We start from the raw sequence: 17,099 nt of genomic DNA on the forward strand, positions 1-17,099 counted from the left end.
AAAGCAGTTCATTTCTCTATTCCCCGCATTGCCAATAACGCTGTTCCATAAGCTGCCTCCGTATTCACCGAACGCAGTACTGGAACCTGCAAATATCGCCCCCTAATCGCTGTCCAAGTGTCATTTGCCGCACCACCGCCAGCTGTATAAACACGAGTTAACTTATTTGCCCCCAATTCTTGCAGTAACTCATATCCACGCGCCTCAAGCCGGGCAATACTTTCTAATAATCCATGTAGAAATTCCACAGGATTGTCTGGACGTGGTTCTAATCGTGGCTGTAAATAGGGGTCATTAATCGGAAAGCGATCGCCCGGTTTCAACAAGGGATAATAATCCAAAGCACTTGCTTGACTGGCATCAATTTCCTGACTCAGATTTTCTAATTCGGCGTTAGTAAAAAATTGCCGCAGCACAGCACCACCAGTATTAGAAGCGCCTCCAGTTAGCCATAAATTCCCTAAACGATGGCTGTAGATACCATATCTGACATCTTCTACACGGGTACGGCTTAAAAGCTTCAGCACTAGTGTAGAACCAACAGAAGTCACCGCTTCCCCTGGAGACTCCGCACCACTAGCAATAAATGCCGCAATACTGTCTGTTGTACCAGCACACACCAAGCAATCTTTGGGGAAATTGTACTTAGCAGCAATTTCTGGACGCAATTCACCGATAGGACTACCAGGAGTTACTACTTTTGGTAGATGAATGGAAATTTGTAGTTTCTTTAACCATTCTGGATATTGCAAAGCTTCTACGTCATAACCCAGTTTTAAAACGTTATGGTAATCGCTAATACCCAATTGTCCATGCAATAGAAATGCTAGCCAGTCTGCCTGATGCAAAAAATATTTAGCTTGCGTGAAAAAAGCTTGCTGTGACATCCACAAAAGTTTAGCCAGGCTTGAGGTTGCACTTAAAACAGTGTGATTTGGGGGTGCTGCATTCTTTAACCGATCCATCACCACAGCACCCCTTCCATCGTTGTACAGCAAAGGCGCATCTACAGGATTACCACTAGCATCGCACAATAAGACAGTCGAAGAAGTACCATTGATAGCGATCGCTCTAATTTCTCGCCGCAAATCCCCAGAAATTTGCTCTAGCAGGCTAAATAAAGCCATCTGCCAAATATTTGCTAAGTCAACGCTAGGGGATATCTCAAACGGGTATATCACCCGTTGTTGCATAATCCCTACTTCATCAATCACGATACTCCGTGCGCCAGATGTCCCAAAATCAATACCTAGATAAAAACCCATATTTCTATAAATTTTTGAGAAAAACTTGATTCTCAACCCCTTGGCTATTGACTATTGACGATTGACCATTGATTGATTTGTTTCATCTTGTAACAACCTATTCCCCATTCTTGGCAAAACAAGGAAAAGTAGTAAACGTAATCAAAATTTGTTGAGATTAGGAGGTTTGAAACCATGAGTATATCTGATACTCAAGTCTACATCGCTTTGGTTGTGGCTTTGCTTCCAGGATTTCTGGCTTGGCGTTTAGCAACAGAACTTTATAAATAAGCCATTGCCGTAACCAAAACAAGTCGAAATTGGCAAGCAGTAATTCGGATAATCCTTCATTCTGAGTTCTGCCCGCCTGATTTCGATTTGTTGTATTTTTTGCATAGATTCCCTTCAGCATAGCTGCCTTATTCATGTACTTTTAACATCGCATATAAAAGCCAATAACCTGGCAATACGGGTGCATTTGCCGGAAGTTGACGGTTTATTACCGTGAATTCTTTGTGTGCAGATACGTACGTATGTCAGGTTTATTTTTAACTAACTGCATACGTGTAGCAATTTCCGAAAAATGAAGTAATATGACAGCTAAATAAAACCGTAAACAGCACTGGAGCATTGTTGCGGTGCATCAATATTAATCAGCGAGGTTCTTTTAATTATTATGAATGCTGTTCAACCATCCAGACCCCCGCTACAACCAACACCAAGACGCCGAGTTGCTCCTAGACCAAAGCGGCATCTACGTCAACGTTCTTATCAAGTGATAGCGTTGGAGACAACAGTTAAGATAGGGGTTAATGTTGTGATTTCAGTAGCAGCAGTAACTGCGCTGGTAAAACTTTTACCTTATCACTGGTCGCGGCAAGCTAAGTTACAAGAAATTAACACGGAACTTAGGCAGGTAGAAGCACGAGTAAACGCTTTGAATGTAGAATTTAGCCGTAATTTTGATCCGCGTCAAGCTAAGAGCATTATGCAAGAGCAAGGATACCGATTTGATCCAAACCAGCGTCCTATAATGCTTATTAAGCCGAAAGCGGTAGAAGTTGAACAAGTAGAATCTTCTCCTTAAGTTCAGTTATCAGTTATCAGTTATCAGTTACCAGTTCATCTCTCACAACTTAAAAGTTAGAGAATTTAAAGTAAAAATGTTAATTTGAATGTTTATACAGATGAAGTCACTTTTCTATTCTTTAGTTCTGACTATTCACTGTTCACCGATAACTGTTCACTGGTAACTGTTCACTGAATTTTGGTTAACTCGTGGAACCAATTTTCCACTTGAAAACGCAAGCGTGAGGTTGTAATGTCTTGCGTGGTGTCAAACGACGGTAGTAAAAACAAAGCACGACGATAATCAGCCACAGCACAATTCCAGTCACCCCACAGATGATAAGTTCTACCGCGTTCTGCTAGAATACGACCTTCTAACTGACCAAAAAGCAGCGCTACTTCAAAATTATCAATAGCCTCTTCATATTTTCCTAAGTCACGTAAAGTAATGCCTCTATTCAACCATGCTCGGACATAACTAGGGTTCAAATCCAGTGCCTGATCATAGTCCGCGATCGCTGCTACTAATTCTCCACGAGCAGCGTAGTAATTAGCCCTATTATTATAAGCACTGACCAAATTAGGATTAAGCTGCAAAGCTGTATTGTAATCACAAAAGGCTTTTTGGCTTTCGCCGCATTGAAAATAAATTAGTCCCCGGTTGTTGTAATCAATCGCATTTTGGGGATGACGGTTGATCAGCTGACTCAACAGTGCGATCGCCTTAATATAGTCTCCTTGTTGGGCTGACTTCAAAGCACAAGAGCGTAAGTAGCTGTCACCGAAAGCAGATTCGCCGCTACCGTTATTTTCTCGCTGCTGAAGATTTTTGGTAGTTTTTAACACGTTGTTGTATCTGTGATTTTGCTGCTCACCAGATGCTAAAAATGAGTGGCTGTTCATATCTTCCTGCCTGAGCTGCTTGCTCTGTGAATCAACTTATAATAATTTGCAGTGTTTGTGGTTCTGCCCCTGTGTCACTTAATAAGGTGTCTATGAGTACATAGAGAAGCACCCTATATGAATATTACCCATCACTACACGATGAGTAACGTCATATTTCAATTAATCCTTGAGTTTAATATTAGATACGTCATCCCCAAGTTCAATTCCAGAAACAGCAAATATCAATCTAGTAGACTAGTCAAGTAGTAGGAGCAACAACTTGGTAAAATGCGAACAAACCATTCAGACTTTTTTAGTTGAACTTATAGTTTTGAAAACAAATTCCTATGACAACAACAGTTTCTTACTCCAATGCACCTGACCTCACAACCGAAGATTACATAGTCATCGGTTTAGCTACCTGCTTCATCAAAGAAGACGGAGAAGTTCATCAAGTCGAAGTTATAGAACCTATTCCCTCAGCTGCTTTAGAAGCCCTTGTCAAAGGAATTCCTACTTCCTACAAATTTGCTTGTGCCACCACTTTGGGAACTGTTGTGGATGGTGATACACTGCAAAAGCCGTCCAATTTTCCAGAGACAGCCCAGTTTAGTGATGAATTTATGCAACGCACTTTTGCAGCTGCGCGCACATACAAGCGCAAGGAAAAGGCAAAATCCTTAGTCCCCATTGGCACTACCTATACAGATTTTCAATATTCCACCGAACGCAAACGCGTACTGAACGCTACTCGAGTTGTCACCAAAGAAGACAACGTCAAACAGCATTCTCACACTCATAAGGTTCTTTAGTGGAGATGTGAGGGTGGGGAGGTGGGGAGATGAGGAGTGTGAGGAGTGTGTAGACACGCAAGTGGCTTCCCGTAGGGTAGTGTAAGGAGTGTAAGGAGTGTAAGGAGTAGTGAACAACTACTAACCACTAACTACTAACCACCAACCACCAACCACCAATAACTAACAACCAACAATCAACAATCATTTATGCTTAAACTTTACGGTGGCGCTCGTAGTCGTGCCTCAATTGTGCAATGGTATCTCGAAGAATTGGGAATTCCCTACGAATTTGTCATGCTAGACATGCAAGCTGGAGAACATCGTCAACCAGCATACTTAGCAATTAACCCAATGGGTAAAGTGCCAGCAATTATTGATGGTGATTTGCAACTTTGGGAATCAGGGGCAATCTTGCTTTATCTGGATGAAAAGTATGGTAAAGGTCAGCACTCACCAGAAGAAAGGGCGAAAATGGCTCAGTGGGTATTGTTTGCTAATTCCACCTTGGCTACAGGCATATTTGTAGAAGCTAATCGTGAGCGAGAAATGCCTCGTCTGATGACTCCCCTCAACGAAATTCTCCAGCGTCAACTATTTTTGGTAGGTGGTAAATTTACTGTTGCTGATGTTGCAGTAGGGTCTGTCTTATCTTATATTCCCCTAATGTTAAAGTTAGACTTGAGTTCTCACCCAGCTGTATTTACCTATGTAAAACGGCTGTCTGAACGCCCTGCTTTTCAAGCAACTATCGGTTCTCGTAAATAAAGATTTGGTTGGTTGTTGGTTGTTGGTTGTTTATCTATCAATTAACAACTAACCAATTTAACGATAGTTTGTGAATTGCAAAGCTACAGGAAAGTCTTCTTGTTTTAATCGTTGAATAACTGCTTGTAATTCATCTTTACTCTTAGCACTGACACGCACAGCATCACCTTGAATTGAGGCTTGGATTTTTTTAAATTCGTCGCGAATTAACTTAGAAATTTGCTTGGCAATTTCTTGACTAATGCCTTTTTTCAATTTGATTTCTTGACGAATACGGTTGCCGCTAGCTGATTCAACTTTACCAAAATCGAATATTTTTTGAGAAAGGTTACGCTTGGCGGCTTTTTCTCGCAGAATATTATGTACAGATTCTAAGGTGAATTCGCTATCAGTGTTAACAATAATGCTTTGTTCACCTAGTTCTATTATAGTTTGAGTATCTTTGAGGTCGTAACGGCTTTTAATGTCTCGTGCAGTTTGATCGACAGCGTTAACTAATTCTTGTCTGTCAAAATCACTCACGATATCAAAGGAATACGTAGAAGCCATAGGAAAAAATTAGTAGTAGATGGTTGGTACTCAGGAGTTGGTAGTTGCTAGTTCGTTGTTAATCATTTTCCCAAACAACAAACAACAACTAACAAACAACACAAAATAACTAACTTGTAGCTTTGATTATACTTAGTACAAAAATCGTAGCAGTTCTTAGGCAACCAATAGCAAACATGAGAGATCACAAAATGGGAATATTTAAAATATAAAAAACTGAGTAAAAAATCGTGCTACTACAAAGGCAATAGCCGCTCTTACTCCTGTGGGAGAATTTACATCTGTAATGTATGCCATTAATGCTGCGGCAGCAAATATTATAAATATTTCAAAAGAGTTCTGATGAGCCCAGGTTGCCCTTTGAGCATAAAGTGGCAGTTTATCAAACATAGCACGGGGGCATATAGATCATAGCCTACACGCGCACGAGCATAACTTACCAATATAAAGGCTAGATAAAACAGCATAGCCGCAGCCGCGATCGCATACAGAAAAATTGCAGAAACAGGAGACGGCAATAATTGCATCAACATAAATAAAATTTATAATAATTATTTATAAAAAATTAAATTCCCTATCTAGAATCCAAAATTCAAAGTAACCATAATAACATAATTTTTGCTGCTTATTTTGTTCACAGCTGCACAAACCTTAGGACACTTGCAAGACAGTTTTTCTGACTTACAATGTGTCCATAATGATTAAGCTTAGCCATCACTTAAGAGTCACTAGTCTTACAGTTGACAAAACTCACTCCTAATTGTTTTGGAGGGAATGTACCGCTGGCATGAGGACTAATAACTAATCGAAGTAAAACAGCGTCACCAATTTTCTATTTTCTTCTGCTTCTTGACAAGTTTGCAACAAAGTACCACTGTCATGAAACGCAAAGCAAATTAATTGCTGGCAACGGGAGACAATCTCCTTATTGCACAGGTAACTAGCCTCTGCGAGGGACAAATGATCGTTACTAGGATTTTCCACCAAATGCATAACTTGTTCTAGTTGCAGGCGGGATTCATAGGGTTGGCGTTCCAAGCTTTGGGGCAGAATCACAGTTAACAATTTGGGATCGGCCCGCATTGCTCCCTTGATCGCAGCTGAATTTGTACCCGTTGCACCAGAGGTGATGATTTGGTTGCCTGATAAAACCAGGGCGTAAGTCATCATCTCAATAAGATTTTGATGTGTAATCGGGACATGACGGGAACCCAATAAGGCGATTCGTTTAGAACCAGTTTGCTGGATGGTCGCCAGTTCTTGGGCTAATGTATCGATGTTGATAAGGTCTATTGACTGACTCAAAGACGGACGGAATCAGATTAAACAACCTAGATATTCTATCAGACTGAGAGTAAACGCAAAGCTGCTTTAAGTTATATATAGCTACGATTTTTGAAGGAAGGCAGAGGGCAGAAGGAAAGAAGGTATATTTTGATGAGCGCACTTCTGCTCTCTTATAAGAGGGATAACAACCAACAATCCTACCCTTCAAGAACCCCTTGAAGGGGAACGGGTACTCTACTTTGAAGCCGTCCTTCGGGCGTCTACGCCAGTCCCCCTACCCTTACCTTAAGCCGCGTAAAGCGCGTCTACGTGACGGAGACCGCCTTTGTGGGGGGGCTGGTCTCACCAACAACTAACAACCAACTCCTAACAACTAACAGCATTAAGTTGCTTGGCAGTTTCAAAGAAAAAGGCGACGTTTTCTTCTGGGGTTTCAGGGAGAACACCGTGACCAAGGTTAAGAATGTGACCCCAATTACCAGCTTTGCGAACAGTGTCAAGAATGCGATCGCGAATAAATTCCTTAGATCCAAACAACACACCAGGATCAAGATTTCCTTGCACTTTCATGTGTTTGCCCAATCTTGCCCGGGCGTCTGCCATGTCTACTGTCCAGTCTACAGTAATTACATCTGCACCAGATTTTGCCATTCTTTCCAATAAACCAGCACTACCACTAACTAATAGAATTAGGGGTGTATCTGGATGAGTTTCCTTAACTTGTTGGAAAACTCGCTGTTGATAAGGCAAAGCAAAAGTTTCATAATCTTGGGGACTTAATTGCCCTGCCCAAGAATCAAACATTTGCACAACTTGGGCGCCACAGTCAATTTGATAGCGCATGTAGGTAGCGATCGCATCTGCAAGTTTTTCCAGAAACTGATGCAGAATTGTGGGATCAGAAAATGCCATGTTTTTGATTATGGAATAGGTTTTAGAACCTTTTCCTTCTACAGCGTAAGCTGCTAGAGTCCACGGCGCACCTACAAATCCCAACACCGTTGATTTATTGCCTACTTCTTGGCGCAGTGCTTGCAATATAGTTTGGATAAACGGCAAGGACTTTTCTGGATCTAGGGGAAGCAAGTTATCAACTTGTGCTTGAGTACGGATGGGAGAGTGAATAATTGGCCCCTTCCCTTCAGCAATATCCATGTCAATGCCCAAACCAGGCAATGGTGTCACAATATCAGAAAATAAAATTACACCGTCTGGTTGAAAAGCCCGCCAAGGTTGTAAGGAAACTTCGATCGCCACTTCTGGAATTTCAGATCGTTCACGAAACGAAGGGTATTTCTCCCTTAAATCCCGATAAGCTTTCATATATCGTCCCGCTTGCCGCATCATCCATACTGGCGGACGATCTACAACTTCACCACGAGCTGCCCTAAGGAGAAGGGGATCATTAGAGGAAATACCCATTAATAACTCATCCTAAACTCTTTATTTATGTCATTGTTTAGCTTATCATTCCAGCTTTGCGGTTTTTCAGACAAGTTGGGATTGGGAGTGTAAGGAGTAGTTAAACCACTAACTACTAACTACTAACTACTAATGTACAGACGCGAGGAACATCGCGTCTCTACCCACTAACTACTAACTACTAACTACCAACCATAAATATTTACATTTTTTATTTTTACCTTATTCTAATTTCAGTATTTAATCTTGATCGTCAATATTTTTACTTGAATATCTATGAAAATAGAGTCCAATATACCCTCTGGACAGGTTTATATTTCTAGCACTGGTACAACAGTATTGAGGTTTTTAATACCGCGATCGCAGCGACGTAAATTTTTTATCCAATTTACCCTGATGACTTTCACTGGATGGGTTGTAGGTGGAATTGCTAGTATCGCTATCGAAAAATATCTCCTACAAACACTCTCGCCAGGTCTGCTGCAACAAGAACCCTCATGGGATGGATGGGTAAAATCTATTAGTAGTGTTGTGTTTGCGATGATTTTCGCCGCCGATCAAGCACTCGTCTTGCGCCGCTATCTATCTGCATGGTGGTTGTGGGTACTTGCTACCAGCGTTGGTTGGTTGGTTGCTAATAATGTCTCTACAGCATGGATTGAGTATATTTCATCTATAGCTAACTCCTTGAATAAAACTTTATCTTTTGAGGATGTCATCTTTTTTGGAAGTTTATCAACAATCTCCTATGTTTTGTCTGGAATTTGGCTAGGATTTCTCCAGTGGTTAGTATTGCGGCGGAAGACCGCAGGTGCTTGGTGGTGGAATTTTCTGCCTTCATTTTCATATTTGTGCATCAGTATCTTTGTCTGGTTGCTTTCTTTTTTACAAGACCTGATTCCAGAAGTCAGTCGCGCTCAGATATTGTATTTAAGTGGACAAGCATTGACGGCAATTATTTTAGGAGTTATTCCAGCCATTGGCTTTTGCAGGTTGAAAATCTACTCCCGCCGCATCACTGCACGTCAGTAGTTGCAGCAAACTCAGGTGAAACAAGATGAATAAAATCGACTCCTCACAAACAACAGTTACTCCACCCGTAGCTGAAAAACGATCGCATGTATTAGAGTTACACGGTGACAGGCGGATTGATAATTACTTTTGGATGCGCGATCACCAAGATCCAAAAACGATCGCTTACTTGAAAGCAGAAAATGCTTACACCCAAGCTATGATGCAGCACACGGAAGCTTTTCAACAACAGCTATACGAAGAAATGCTGTCTCGCATTAAAGAAACAGACCTTTCCGTGCCTTATCGTAAAGATGAATATTATTATTATTCGCGCACAGAAGAGGGTAAAGCTTATCCAATTTACTGTCGCCAAAAAGGTAGTCTTGATGCTTCTGAAGAAATACTACTAGACCAAAATGAACTAGCCCAAGGGCATGATTTTTTTAGTATCGGAGTACTACAAGTTAGCCCTAATCATCAAATATTAGCTTATTCGGTAGATACAACTGGTTCTGAAAGATATACACTGTTTTTTTTGGATTTAAATACTCGTCAACTTTATCCCGAAAGTATCTCTGATACTTATTTTTCTTTGGCGTGGGCGAATGATAATCAAACTGTATTTTACACGAAATTAGATGATGCCAATCGTCCATTTCAGTTATTTCGACATACATTAGCCACAGATGTTAATCAAGATATTCTTATCTATCACGAACCGGACGATATTTATTATTTAGCAGTGGGCAAAACTCGCAGCCAAGCTTATATCTTGTTGAGCTTAGGGAGCAAAATCACCTCAGAAGTCCACTATTTAGACGCTAATCATCCTACCGGAAACTTTCAGTTATTTCGTCCCCGGACTACAGGGGTAGAATACGACATTGATCATCACAGTGATGATTTTTATATAGTCACAAATGAACAAGCAATTAACTTTAAGTTAATGAAAACTCCGGTAAATTCACCAAGTAAAGATAATTGGCAAACTGTTATTCCCCATCGGGAAGATGTGATGTTATCAGGAATTAGTTTGTTTGCCAATCACTTGGTTATTTACGAACGCAAGGATGGATTACCAACTGGTAGGGTACAAAACCTGAGGAGTGGAGAAGAACATAATATTACTTTTCCCGAACCAACCTACTCATTTTTTGAAGGTAGTAACCCGGAATTTGACACTACTACTTTGCGGATACACTACACTTCTTTAATTACGCCGCCATCTGTATTTGATTACGATATGGAAACAAATGAGCGGGAACTGAAAAAAGAAACAGAAGTTTTGGGAGGCTACGACAGAACCCAGTATAACAGTGAAAAATTAATGGTTCCGGCTCCTGACGGTACACAAATCCCCATATCTATTGTTTATAAAAAGGGAATTAAAAAAGATGGCAAAAATCCTTTGTATCTAACTGGATATGGTGCTTATGGGGCAAATTACCCGGCATCATTTTCCTCAACTAGATTGACATTGTTAGATCGGGGAATTGTATTTGCGATCGCTCATATTCGTGGCGGCGGAGAAATGGGCCGCAAATGGTATGAAGATGGCAAATTTTTGCACAAAAAAAATACCTTTACAGATTTTATTGCCTGTGCAGAATATCTTATCTCCCAAGGGTGGACAACAAGTAATGCACTTGCTATTTCCGGTGGTAGTGCTGGCGGTTTATTAATGGGAGCAGTAGTCAATATACGCCCAGATTTGTTTAAAGTAGTAGTTGCGGATGTGCCTTTTGTAGATGTAGTCACAACCATCCTAGATACTTCTTTACCTTTATCAGCAATGGAACAGGAAGAATGGGGGAATCCCAACGATAAAGTCTATTACGACTACATGAAATCATACTCACCCTACGATAACGTCGAGGCTAAAGATTACCCAGATATGTTAATTACAGCTGGATTAAATGATGCGCGCGTTAAATATTGGGAACCTGCAAAATGGACAGCAAAACTACGAGAACTCAAAACAGATAACAACATTCTCTTGCTGAAAATCAACATGGGTGCAGGACACAGTGGCGCATCTGGACGTTACGAAAGTCTCAAAGAACTGGCGTTTGAGTATGCTTTTGTGTTGGATAGATTGGGAGTACAAAAGGGATAGAGGATAGAGGATAAGTGAAGGGGGACAAGGGAGAACATCTTCACCCCCATCACCCCATCACCCCACACTCCTCCCAATCTCCTACTTCCCCCAAATCATATCTAAACGTTCTTGAGCAGCTTTTAAAGCCTTTTCGGGAGATTCACCTAACAAAGTCGCCTCAATAGCTCTCCCCAGACTATCAGAAAGACGACTATATCCAGCAATTATTGGTCTAGCGCGTGTCACAGACATTTGCTCTAAAAAGACTTTTAACACTGGTTTTTGGTTGATAAGTTCCACAAAAGCTTGACTTTGAGCAGATTTAATATTTACTGGTAAAAAACCTGTACTAATACTCCACTCAGTTTGAAATTCTTCACTCAACATGTACTCAAGAAACTTGAGTGCAGCTTGCTCTCTTTCTGGTGTGGTTTTCATGACGTACATGTTACCAGTACCAGCTACTGTAGCTTGTTGCAATTTTCCAGGAATAGGAAAGACATCAAAATCAACATCAGATTTCATGATGTAAGTCCAAGGTCCAGTAATTTGCATAGCCACGCGACCAGAGGTAAAATTATCTTCTTCATAACCCCGTTCTGGGGGTGATAATTTAGCTGAACCATCTTTAATTAAATCTTGCCAGAATTGCAAAGCTGCGATCGCTTGTTTGTTCATCAAATCTGGTTTGTTATTTTTGATTACCTCTCCCCCAGCACCAAATAGGAAAGGAAACCAACTAAACACAGTCCATTCTCCCTTTCCCAAGGGTAATAATATGCCGTATTGTTCGGGACGGTTGTCACCATTACGATCTAAAGTTAATTTTTTCGCAACTTGTCGCAATTCTTCCCAAGTCTTCGGTGGTTCATTTATTCCCGCAGCTTTAAATAGATCCCGTCGGTAAAAAATACCCATATTGCTGGTATACAGTGGTACTGACCAAGTATGACCATTTAACTGTAATTCTTCAAATAAATTTGGAATAATTTCTGATTTTATGGGCAATTTATCTAACCAATCTTCTAGAGGTCGAATTGCACCTAACTCTATCAACTGACCTGTAATTTGCGGATAATATGTCAGAATATCGGGTGGAACATTACCCACCACTGCTGTTAATACTTTCGGTAATTGTTGGTCAAGCTGACCAGCATAAATAGATTCTACTTGAATATTTGGATGAGTTTGATTAAACTTATCCACCAATTTTTGAAATACATCTCGATTGACAGGGGGATTAATTCCTTGCCAAAGTGTCAGATGAATAACTCCATTGTCATTATTTTGTGTAGCTTGACAACCATATATAAATAATAACAAACATAAGCAAACTCCCACAATTGAAATTTGCCAAGCCGAACTCATAAACTGGCGTACATAATTTCTAATTTGGCAGATTAAAAATCTTATGTTCATGCTCAGCAGTTTATATATATTTAGGATAATTTTTCTAATACACTCTTAGTAATACTTGTTTCTGCTCTTGTATAGTTATAAGTTTGCGGTTCAGTTAACTTGTAAGTTTTAAAGATTTTTTCTGCCCGTTCCCACAAGTCTGTATCTTCTCCATAGGCAATATTATTAAACCCATGCAAATTAAAAAATACCTGTCTTTTTCCAAAAAAAGTAGGACCTAAGACACATTCCCTTAAATTAATTGTTTTTCCTGGTTGAAAATAATCTGCTACCCAAATTTCTTCATCACTTGCAAATCCTCCTTGTATCAAATCAATTTCTGGGTTAGCTTGCATAAATTGAAGTCGGGATTCTAAATGATTTGGTTGATAAGTATCATCACTATCAATAAATGTAATGTACTTACCGAATGATGCTTGTATTCCAGCATTTTTAGAGTAGGCTAACTTGCGATTTTGATGATTAAGATAGCGAATATTCCGGAACTGCTGAAGATAAAAATTGACAATCTCAAAAGTATTATCTTGGCTACCGTCATCAACTACAATCAATTCGTAATTTTTAAAAGTTTGATTAATAACACTATCAATACAGTTATTTAAATATTTTGCTCGGTTGTAAGTACATAGAATTATTGATATCTCGGGTGTGTAGTCGAAAATTATACTACTCATTATTTTTCAGCTACGATACAAGTTGCGACGGGATAATCTGGATGAAAAGCGTCTAGTTCTTTGGGGGTTAATTCTTCGACGGCAATACCATGATAACTAGCTATGACAGTAATCGGATTGCCATAAACATACAATTTCTGTCGAGAAAAATTTCTAAACATCCAAGCAAAAGCATCTGGTAAAGGCCGCCAATAGTCCAGCGGGGTAGCATGAACTCGAATCGCACTTGGAACCATCGCAAAACATTTGCCACCCTTTTTTAGCCAGGTATGAATATTTTCAATGACAATCCAGGGTGCGTAACAATGTTCTAAAACATTAAAGATAATCACTGAATCTAAAGACTTTGGTTCGATCATAGATACATCATGAACATCCCCAACTATATCTACCTCTGGCCCTGATTCTAAGTTAAGAATCCGATAGGAACTACCCGGATTCATTTGATAGAAATCTTTATCTTTAGGAGTCCCACCTACTTCCAAAATATTGCCAACTACTTGTGCATGAATCTCGTCAATAAATTTCCGGAGATAGTAGCGATCCACAGGAGTTCCTCTTGTCAATCCAAATGCTTGACAAATAGGAACTGTCTTTTTTAAATCTCCCCAATTAATAGAGCCTGTGGCAGGAGATAATAAACCTAAATTTTCTAGTTTTTCTACTAATTTAAAAAAGTCTTTTATATTCTGAATTTTTTCTAAGTCATCTTCTAATTGTAGATGAGTAAATAATTGTAGGAGAACTTGGTAACTTTTTCGACTTAATGAACCAAGTTCAAACTGCATATCTTTTTCGATAAAACTCCGAAAACCTTTGCCATAAATTGTAATTTGGCTATCTGCTACAAATACTATAGCATTGGAAAGTAAATCTGCGTATTTATTGATTTCATCTATGATTTGATTGGCAGTTGGAGCTAATTTAATTTCTTGAAATATTTGATAGGCTTTTTCTAAAGAATGTTCATGAACAAATATCTCCATTACAGTCAACCATGATTTTGCTGGAATTATTTCCGCTTGTCTTTGGCTCCAAGCAAAAATAGCATACAGCTTGCTGTCATGCTGCTGTAAATAAGCGGTAGATACATATTGTTTAGCCATGCAATTAATTCCTCAAAATATTTGAACACTTGAGGACAACGTGCGTATTATAAGCTATTTCTGGATCTCTCTCGACAACAGTTACAGTTCATCTGACAATATCCAATATGCCTTGATCTGCATCTAAAATCACCTTTACACCTACTGGTAATGCTGCATTTGGTGCTTCGTGACCAAAGGGTAAATCCGAGACAACAGGAATACCCAAATCACTCAAGCGATCGCGCAAAACTTCTTCCACTGTAAAACTAGGAATACCTAATGGTGCTTCACATTTACTAAAGCTACCCAAAGCGATACCACGAACTTTAGATAAAGCACCACACAGGCGCCACTGCGTCAACATTCTATCAATCCGGTAGGGGGCTTCTGTCACATCTTCAAAAGCCAGGATGACACCATCTAAATCCGGTTGGATGGGTGTACTCAAAAGATGGGTAGCCACAGTCAGATTAGCAGGTAGCAAGATACCAGTAGTTATACCACCTCCCCAACCACAACCTTTTAAGGAAGGAAGGGAACGTCCTTCGACCCAATCAAATAAACGTTGAATTGACCAATCTGGTTCATCAGCGATCGTGGTTAACAAAGGCGCGTGTACACCAGAAATTCCCGCCTGATAAAGACTCCACAGTAAAGCGGTGATGTCGGAAAAGCCAATCAGCCACTTGGGAGAATAAGTTGGGGTGATGGGGTGATGGGGTGATGGGGTGTAGACGCGCTTTACTCGGCTTCCCGTAGGGTAGGGGTGATAAGGAGAACTTAGAGTGAAACTCTCCTCACCTCCGGTTCTCCCCACCTCCGGTTCTTCCCACCTCCTCCCCACTGTCCCTACTCCCCAATGCCAATTTTCCAAAATTCGGGTACTACCGAAACCACCTCTGGCGCAGAGAATACCGCGACATTCAGGATCTTGCCATGCTAATGCTAGGTGGTGACGACGAGTCTCATCTTTACCGGCTAAGTATCCCCATTTGTCATCAATCTCTGGTATTACTTCTAGTCGGTAGCCGCGCGATCGCCAAATTTCTACTCCCTGTTCAAATGCTGTAAGTTCTCGTAAAGCACCACTAGGCGCAATAACTCGTAGTAAGTCACTAGGTTGCAGGGGTGGCGGAATGATAACTTGAGATTGCATTGATAAATTGAGATTTAAGGAATAGATGGAATCACTAAGACATGAACCATAAAGTTATCACAAAGAAAATCTCAACTTCAAAAGAATAATGAGAACTTAGTTGTTGGTTGGTGGTTGATTGTTGATTGTTGATGGTTGGTTGTTGGTTAGTGGTTAGCAATTGTTAACCATGTCCAGTACCCACTCCCCACACTCCCCACACTCCCCACACCCTCTTCCTAAATTTTGAATTTTGAATTGTTTTCTCCCCATCTCCCCACCACCCCACCACCCCACCACCCCATCCCCCTTTCCTGTTACTTAAAATGCAACCTACTATTTCTACAATTCCTCTACGCCAGATGGCTTCTGGTGATTTTTTGTCACTGCAATTATATAAATTTACTGGCACTTATCCAGGCAAAAAAGTTTACATTCAATCTAATCTACATGGTGCAGAAATAGCTGGTAATGCAGTAATTCACCAATTCATTGAATTTTTATTGACACTAAATGATACTGATTTAATTGGCGAAATTTGGTTAGTTCCTGTTTGTAATCCGATGGGAACGAATACACGTATACATCACTTTTCTCCTGGTAGATACTGTCTTTACGAAGCGAAAGATTGGAACCGTATATTTTGGGATTACGAAAAAGAAGCTGATGATTTAGCTATATTTGCTAAATCTCAACTTCATTTAAATTCGGAGGTCGTCAAACAAAATTATCTTGCCTTAATTCAGCAAAAATTTACTGAACTTTTAGAAAAAATTAATTCTCCCAGTAGCGTACCTTATACTGAGAAGTTTCGCTACAAACTACAATCTCTAAGTTTAGATGCTGATTACTTAATTGATTTACATAGTTCTACCAATCAAGGTTTAAATTACCTTTATTACTTTCCCAATCGAGAAGACAGTGCTAAATACTTTTTACTGAATTTTGGGATTGTACTTGATGAATATGACGGAGATGCCTTTGATGAAGCATTTATTAAGCCTTGGTTAGCATTAGAAAAATATTTGAAAGAACTAGGAAGAAATATCAAGTTTGAAGTAGAAGCCTGGACACTTGAGTTAGGTATGGGTATGCAAATGAATCTTGATTCAGTAGCCAAAGGTATTTTAGGAATCAAAAACTATTTAGCATCCAAAGGAGTACTTAAAATTGCTGGCTTTCCTTTAGCAAAGAGTGAATCTCACAAAATGACTTTTAGAGCCAGAAGTCAAATTAGGAAATATTATGCCCCTGTCGGTGGAATGATTCAAGCGAGAGTTGAGTTAGGCAGTGAAATTAAAGCTGGAGAAAAGCTTTATCAAATTCTGAGTTTCAATAAAGAAGGTAAATTACCTCAGATAAGTGACATTTACGCTGAACAAGATGGATTAGTTTATGATGTTGCAACTAATCAAGCCGTAAATGAAGGGGAGTTTGTGTTGGGAGTGATTAATTAAGAAGGTAGAGGGCAGAAGGCGGGATAAAAATGCACAAATATATATATTCATAAATAAATATCTATCCTATAGGTAGTTTTAGGTAGTTGGAACTAGGGTATTATTTAGTTTAGCTTTGTTAGTGATTCGTAACATTGTCTAAGCCAAATGCTTTGATATTTGGTATGTGAAATATATTTAGGTAGTTAAATATATTTAGT

General features: G+C 39.7%; 16 protein-coding genes and 1 pseudogene. 7 read left to right on the top strand and 10 right to left on the bottom strand.

Features of this window, described 5'->3' with window-relative positions; genetic code table 11:
• Positions 1 to 8: 8 nt before the first annotated feature.
• Positions 9 to 1,265 carry an FGGY-family carbohydrate kinase gene (locus RS893_RS14315; RefSeq protein WP_315791746.1) on the bottom strand — a complete coding sequence of 419 codons (1,257 nt, stop codon included), beginning with the start codon at positions 1,263 to 1,265 and terminating at the stop codon, positions 9 to 11.
• Between the two features lie 174 nt (positions 1,266 to 1,439).
• Between RS893_RS14315 and psaM the strand changes: the two genes are divergently transcribed.
• Together psaM and RS893_RS14325 are read left to right on the top strand one after the other, a co-directional pair.
• Positions 1,440 to 1,535 carry a photosystem I reaction center subunit XII gene (psaM, locus tag RS893_RS14320; RefSeq protein WP_016868447.1) on the top strand — a complete coding sequence of 32 codons (96 nt, stop codon included), beginning with the start codon at positions 1,440 to 1,442 and terminating at the stop codon, positions 1,533 to 1,535.
• A 385-nt stretch (positions 1,536 to 1,920) separates the two neighbouring features.
• Positions 1,921 to 2,331 carry a hypothetical protein gene (locus tag RS893_RS14325; RefSeq protein WP_315791747.1) on the top strand — a complete coding sequence of 137 codons (411 nt, stop codon included), beginning with the start codon at positions 1,921 to 1,923 and terminating at the stop codon, positions 2,329 to 2,331.
• Between the two features lie 170 nt (positions 2,332 to 2,501).
• Here the strand turns inward: RS893_RS14325 and RS893_RS14330 are convergent, their stop codons facing one another.
• Positions 2,502 to 3,215, bottom strand: a complete 714-nt coding sequence (locus tag RS893_RS14330; RefSeq protein WP_315791748.1) for a tetratricopeptide repeat protein — start codon at positions 3,213 to 3,215, stop codon at positions 2,502 to 2,504.
• Positions 3,216 to 3,544: 329 nt separating this feature from the next.
• On the opposite strand from RS893_RS14330, the gene RS893_RS14335 reads away from it, so the two are divergent.
• Together RS893_RS14335 and RS893_RS14340 are read left to right on the top strand one after the other, a co-directional pair.
• Complete coding sequence (locus RS893_RS14335) at positions 3,545 to 4,009, top strand: hypothetical protein (protein WP_315791749.1); 465 nt, start codon at positions 3,545 to 3,547, stop codon at positions 4,007 to 4,009.
• A 189-nt stretch (positions 4,010 to 4,198) separates the two neighbouring features.
• Positions 4,199 to 4,756 (top strand): glutathione S-transferase family protein, encoded by a 558-nt coding sequence (locus tag RS893_RS14340; RefSeq protein ID WP_315791750.1) that lies wholly within the window; start codon positions 4,199 to 4,201, stop codon positions 4,754 to 4,756.
• A 57-nt stretch (positions 4,757 to 4,813) separates the two neighbouring features.
• Here the strand turns inward: RS893_RS14340 and RS893_RS14345 are convergent, their stop codons facing one another.
• The 4 genes and pseudogenes from RS893_RS14345 to hemE form a co-directional block, all read right to left on the bottom strand.
• Positions 4,814 to 5,305 carry a YajQ family cyclic di-GMP-binding protein gene (locus RS893_RS14345; protein WP_315791751.1) on the bottom strand — a complete coding sequence of 164 codons (492 nt, stop codon included), beginning with the start codon at positions 5,303 to 5,305 and terminating at the stop codon, positions 4,814 to 4,816.
• Positions 5,306 to 5,414: 109 nt separating this feature from the next.
• Positions 5,415 to 5,838: pseudogene (locus tag RS893_RS14350) on the bottom strand (MAPEG family protein).
• A 268-nt stretch (positions 5,839 to 6,106) separates the two neighbouring features.
• On the bottom strand, positions 6,107 to 6,610 hold the full coding sequence (locus RS893_RS14355) for a hypothetical protein (RefSeq protein ID WP_009460015.1): 504 nt from the start codon (positions 6,608 to 6,610) through the stop codon (positions 6,107 to 6,109).
• A 348-nt stretch (positions 6,611 to 6,958) separates the two neighbouring features.
• Entirely contained in the window at positions 6,959 to 8,014 is a 1,056-nt protein-coding gene (gene hemE, locus RS893_RS14360) for a uroporphyrinogen decarboxylase (RefSeq protein WP_315791752.1), read from the bottom strand.
• A gap of 396 nt (positions 8,015 to 8,410) precedes the next feature.
• Here hemE and RS893_RS14365 point away from each other — a divergent pair, with 396 nt between their 5' ends.
• Positions 8,411 to 9,046 carry a hypothetical protein gene (locus RS893_RS14365; RefSeq protein ID WP_315791977.1) on the top strand — a complete coding sequence of 212 codons (636 nt, stop codon included), beginning with the start codon at positions 8,411 to 8,413 and terminating at the stop codon, positions 9,044 to 9,046.
• Positions 9,047 to 9,071: 25 nt separating this feature from the next.
• On the top strand, positions 9,072 to 11,144 hold the full coding sequence (locus RS893_RS14370) for a S9 family peptidase (RefSeq protein ID WP_315791753.1): 2,073 nt from the start codon (positions 9,072 to 9,074) through the stop codon (positions 11,142 to 11,144).
• A gap of 81 nt (positions 11,145 to 11,225) precedes the next feature.
• Here RS893_RS14370 and RS893_RS14375 read toward each other — a convergent pair whose 3' ends face one another.
• The 4 genes from RS893_RS14375 to RS893_RS14390 all read right to left on the bottom strand — a co-directional run bounded on the left by RS893_RS14375 (position 11,226) and on the right by RS893_RS14390 (position 15,463).
• Positions 11,226 to 12,545 carry an ABC transporter substrate-binding protein gene (locus RS893_RS14375; RefSeq protein ID WP_315791754.1) on the bottom strand — a complete coding sequence of 440 codons (1,320 nt, stop codon included), beginning with the start codon at positions 12,543 to 12,545 and terminating at the stop codon, positions 11,226 to 11,228.
• A gap of 20 nt (positions 12,546 to 12,565) precedes the next feature.
• Entirely contained in the window at positions 12,566 to 13,219 is a 654-nt protein-coding gene (locus tag RS893_RS14380; protein ID WP_315791755.1) for a glycosyltransferase family A protein, read from the bottom strand.
• The gene (locus RS893_RS14385; RefSeq protein WP_315791756.1) at positions 13,219 to 14,325 is read right to left on the bottom strand and encodes a methyltransferase domain-containing protein; all 1,107 of its coding nucleotides are present in this window, start codon (positions 14,323 to 14,325) and stop codon (positions 13,219 to 13,221) included. The genes RS893_RS14380 and RS893_RS14385 overlap by 1 nt, the downstream gene beginning before the upstream one ends.
• Before the next feature lie 88 nt (positions 14,326 to 14,413).
• Complete coding sequence (locus tag RS893_RS14390) at positions 14,414 to 15,463, bottom strand: LD-carboxypeptidase (RefSeq protein ID WP_315791757.1); 1,050 nt, start codon at positions 15,461 to 15,463, stop codon at positions 14,414 to 14,416.
• A gap of 305 nt (positions 15,464 to 15,768) precedes the next feature.
• On the opposite strand from RS893_RS14390, the gene RS893_RS14395 reads away from it, so the two are divergent.
• Complete coding sequence (locus RS893_RS14395; protein ID WP_315791758.1) at positions 15,769 to 16,899, top strand: succinylglutamate desuccinylase/aspartoacylase family protein; 1,131 nt, start codon at positions 15,769 to 15,771, stop codon at positions 16,897 to 16,899.
• The last annotated feature ends 200 nt before the right edge of the window (positions 16,900 to 17,099 follow it).

The organism is Fischerella sp. JS2, assembly GCF_032393985.1.
GTDB lineage: Bacteria > Cyanobacteriota > Cyanobacteriia > Cyanobacteriales > Nostocaceae > Fischerella.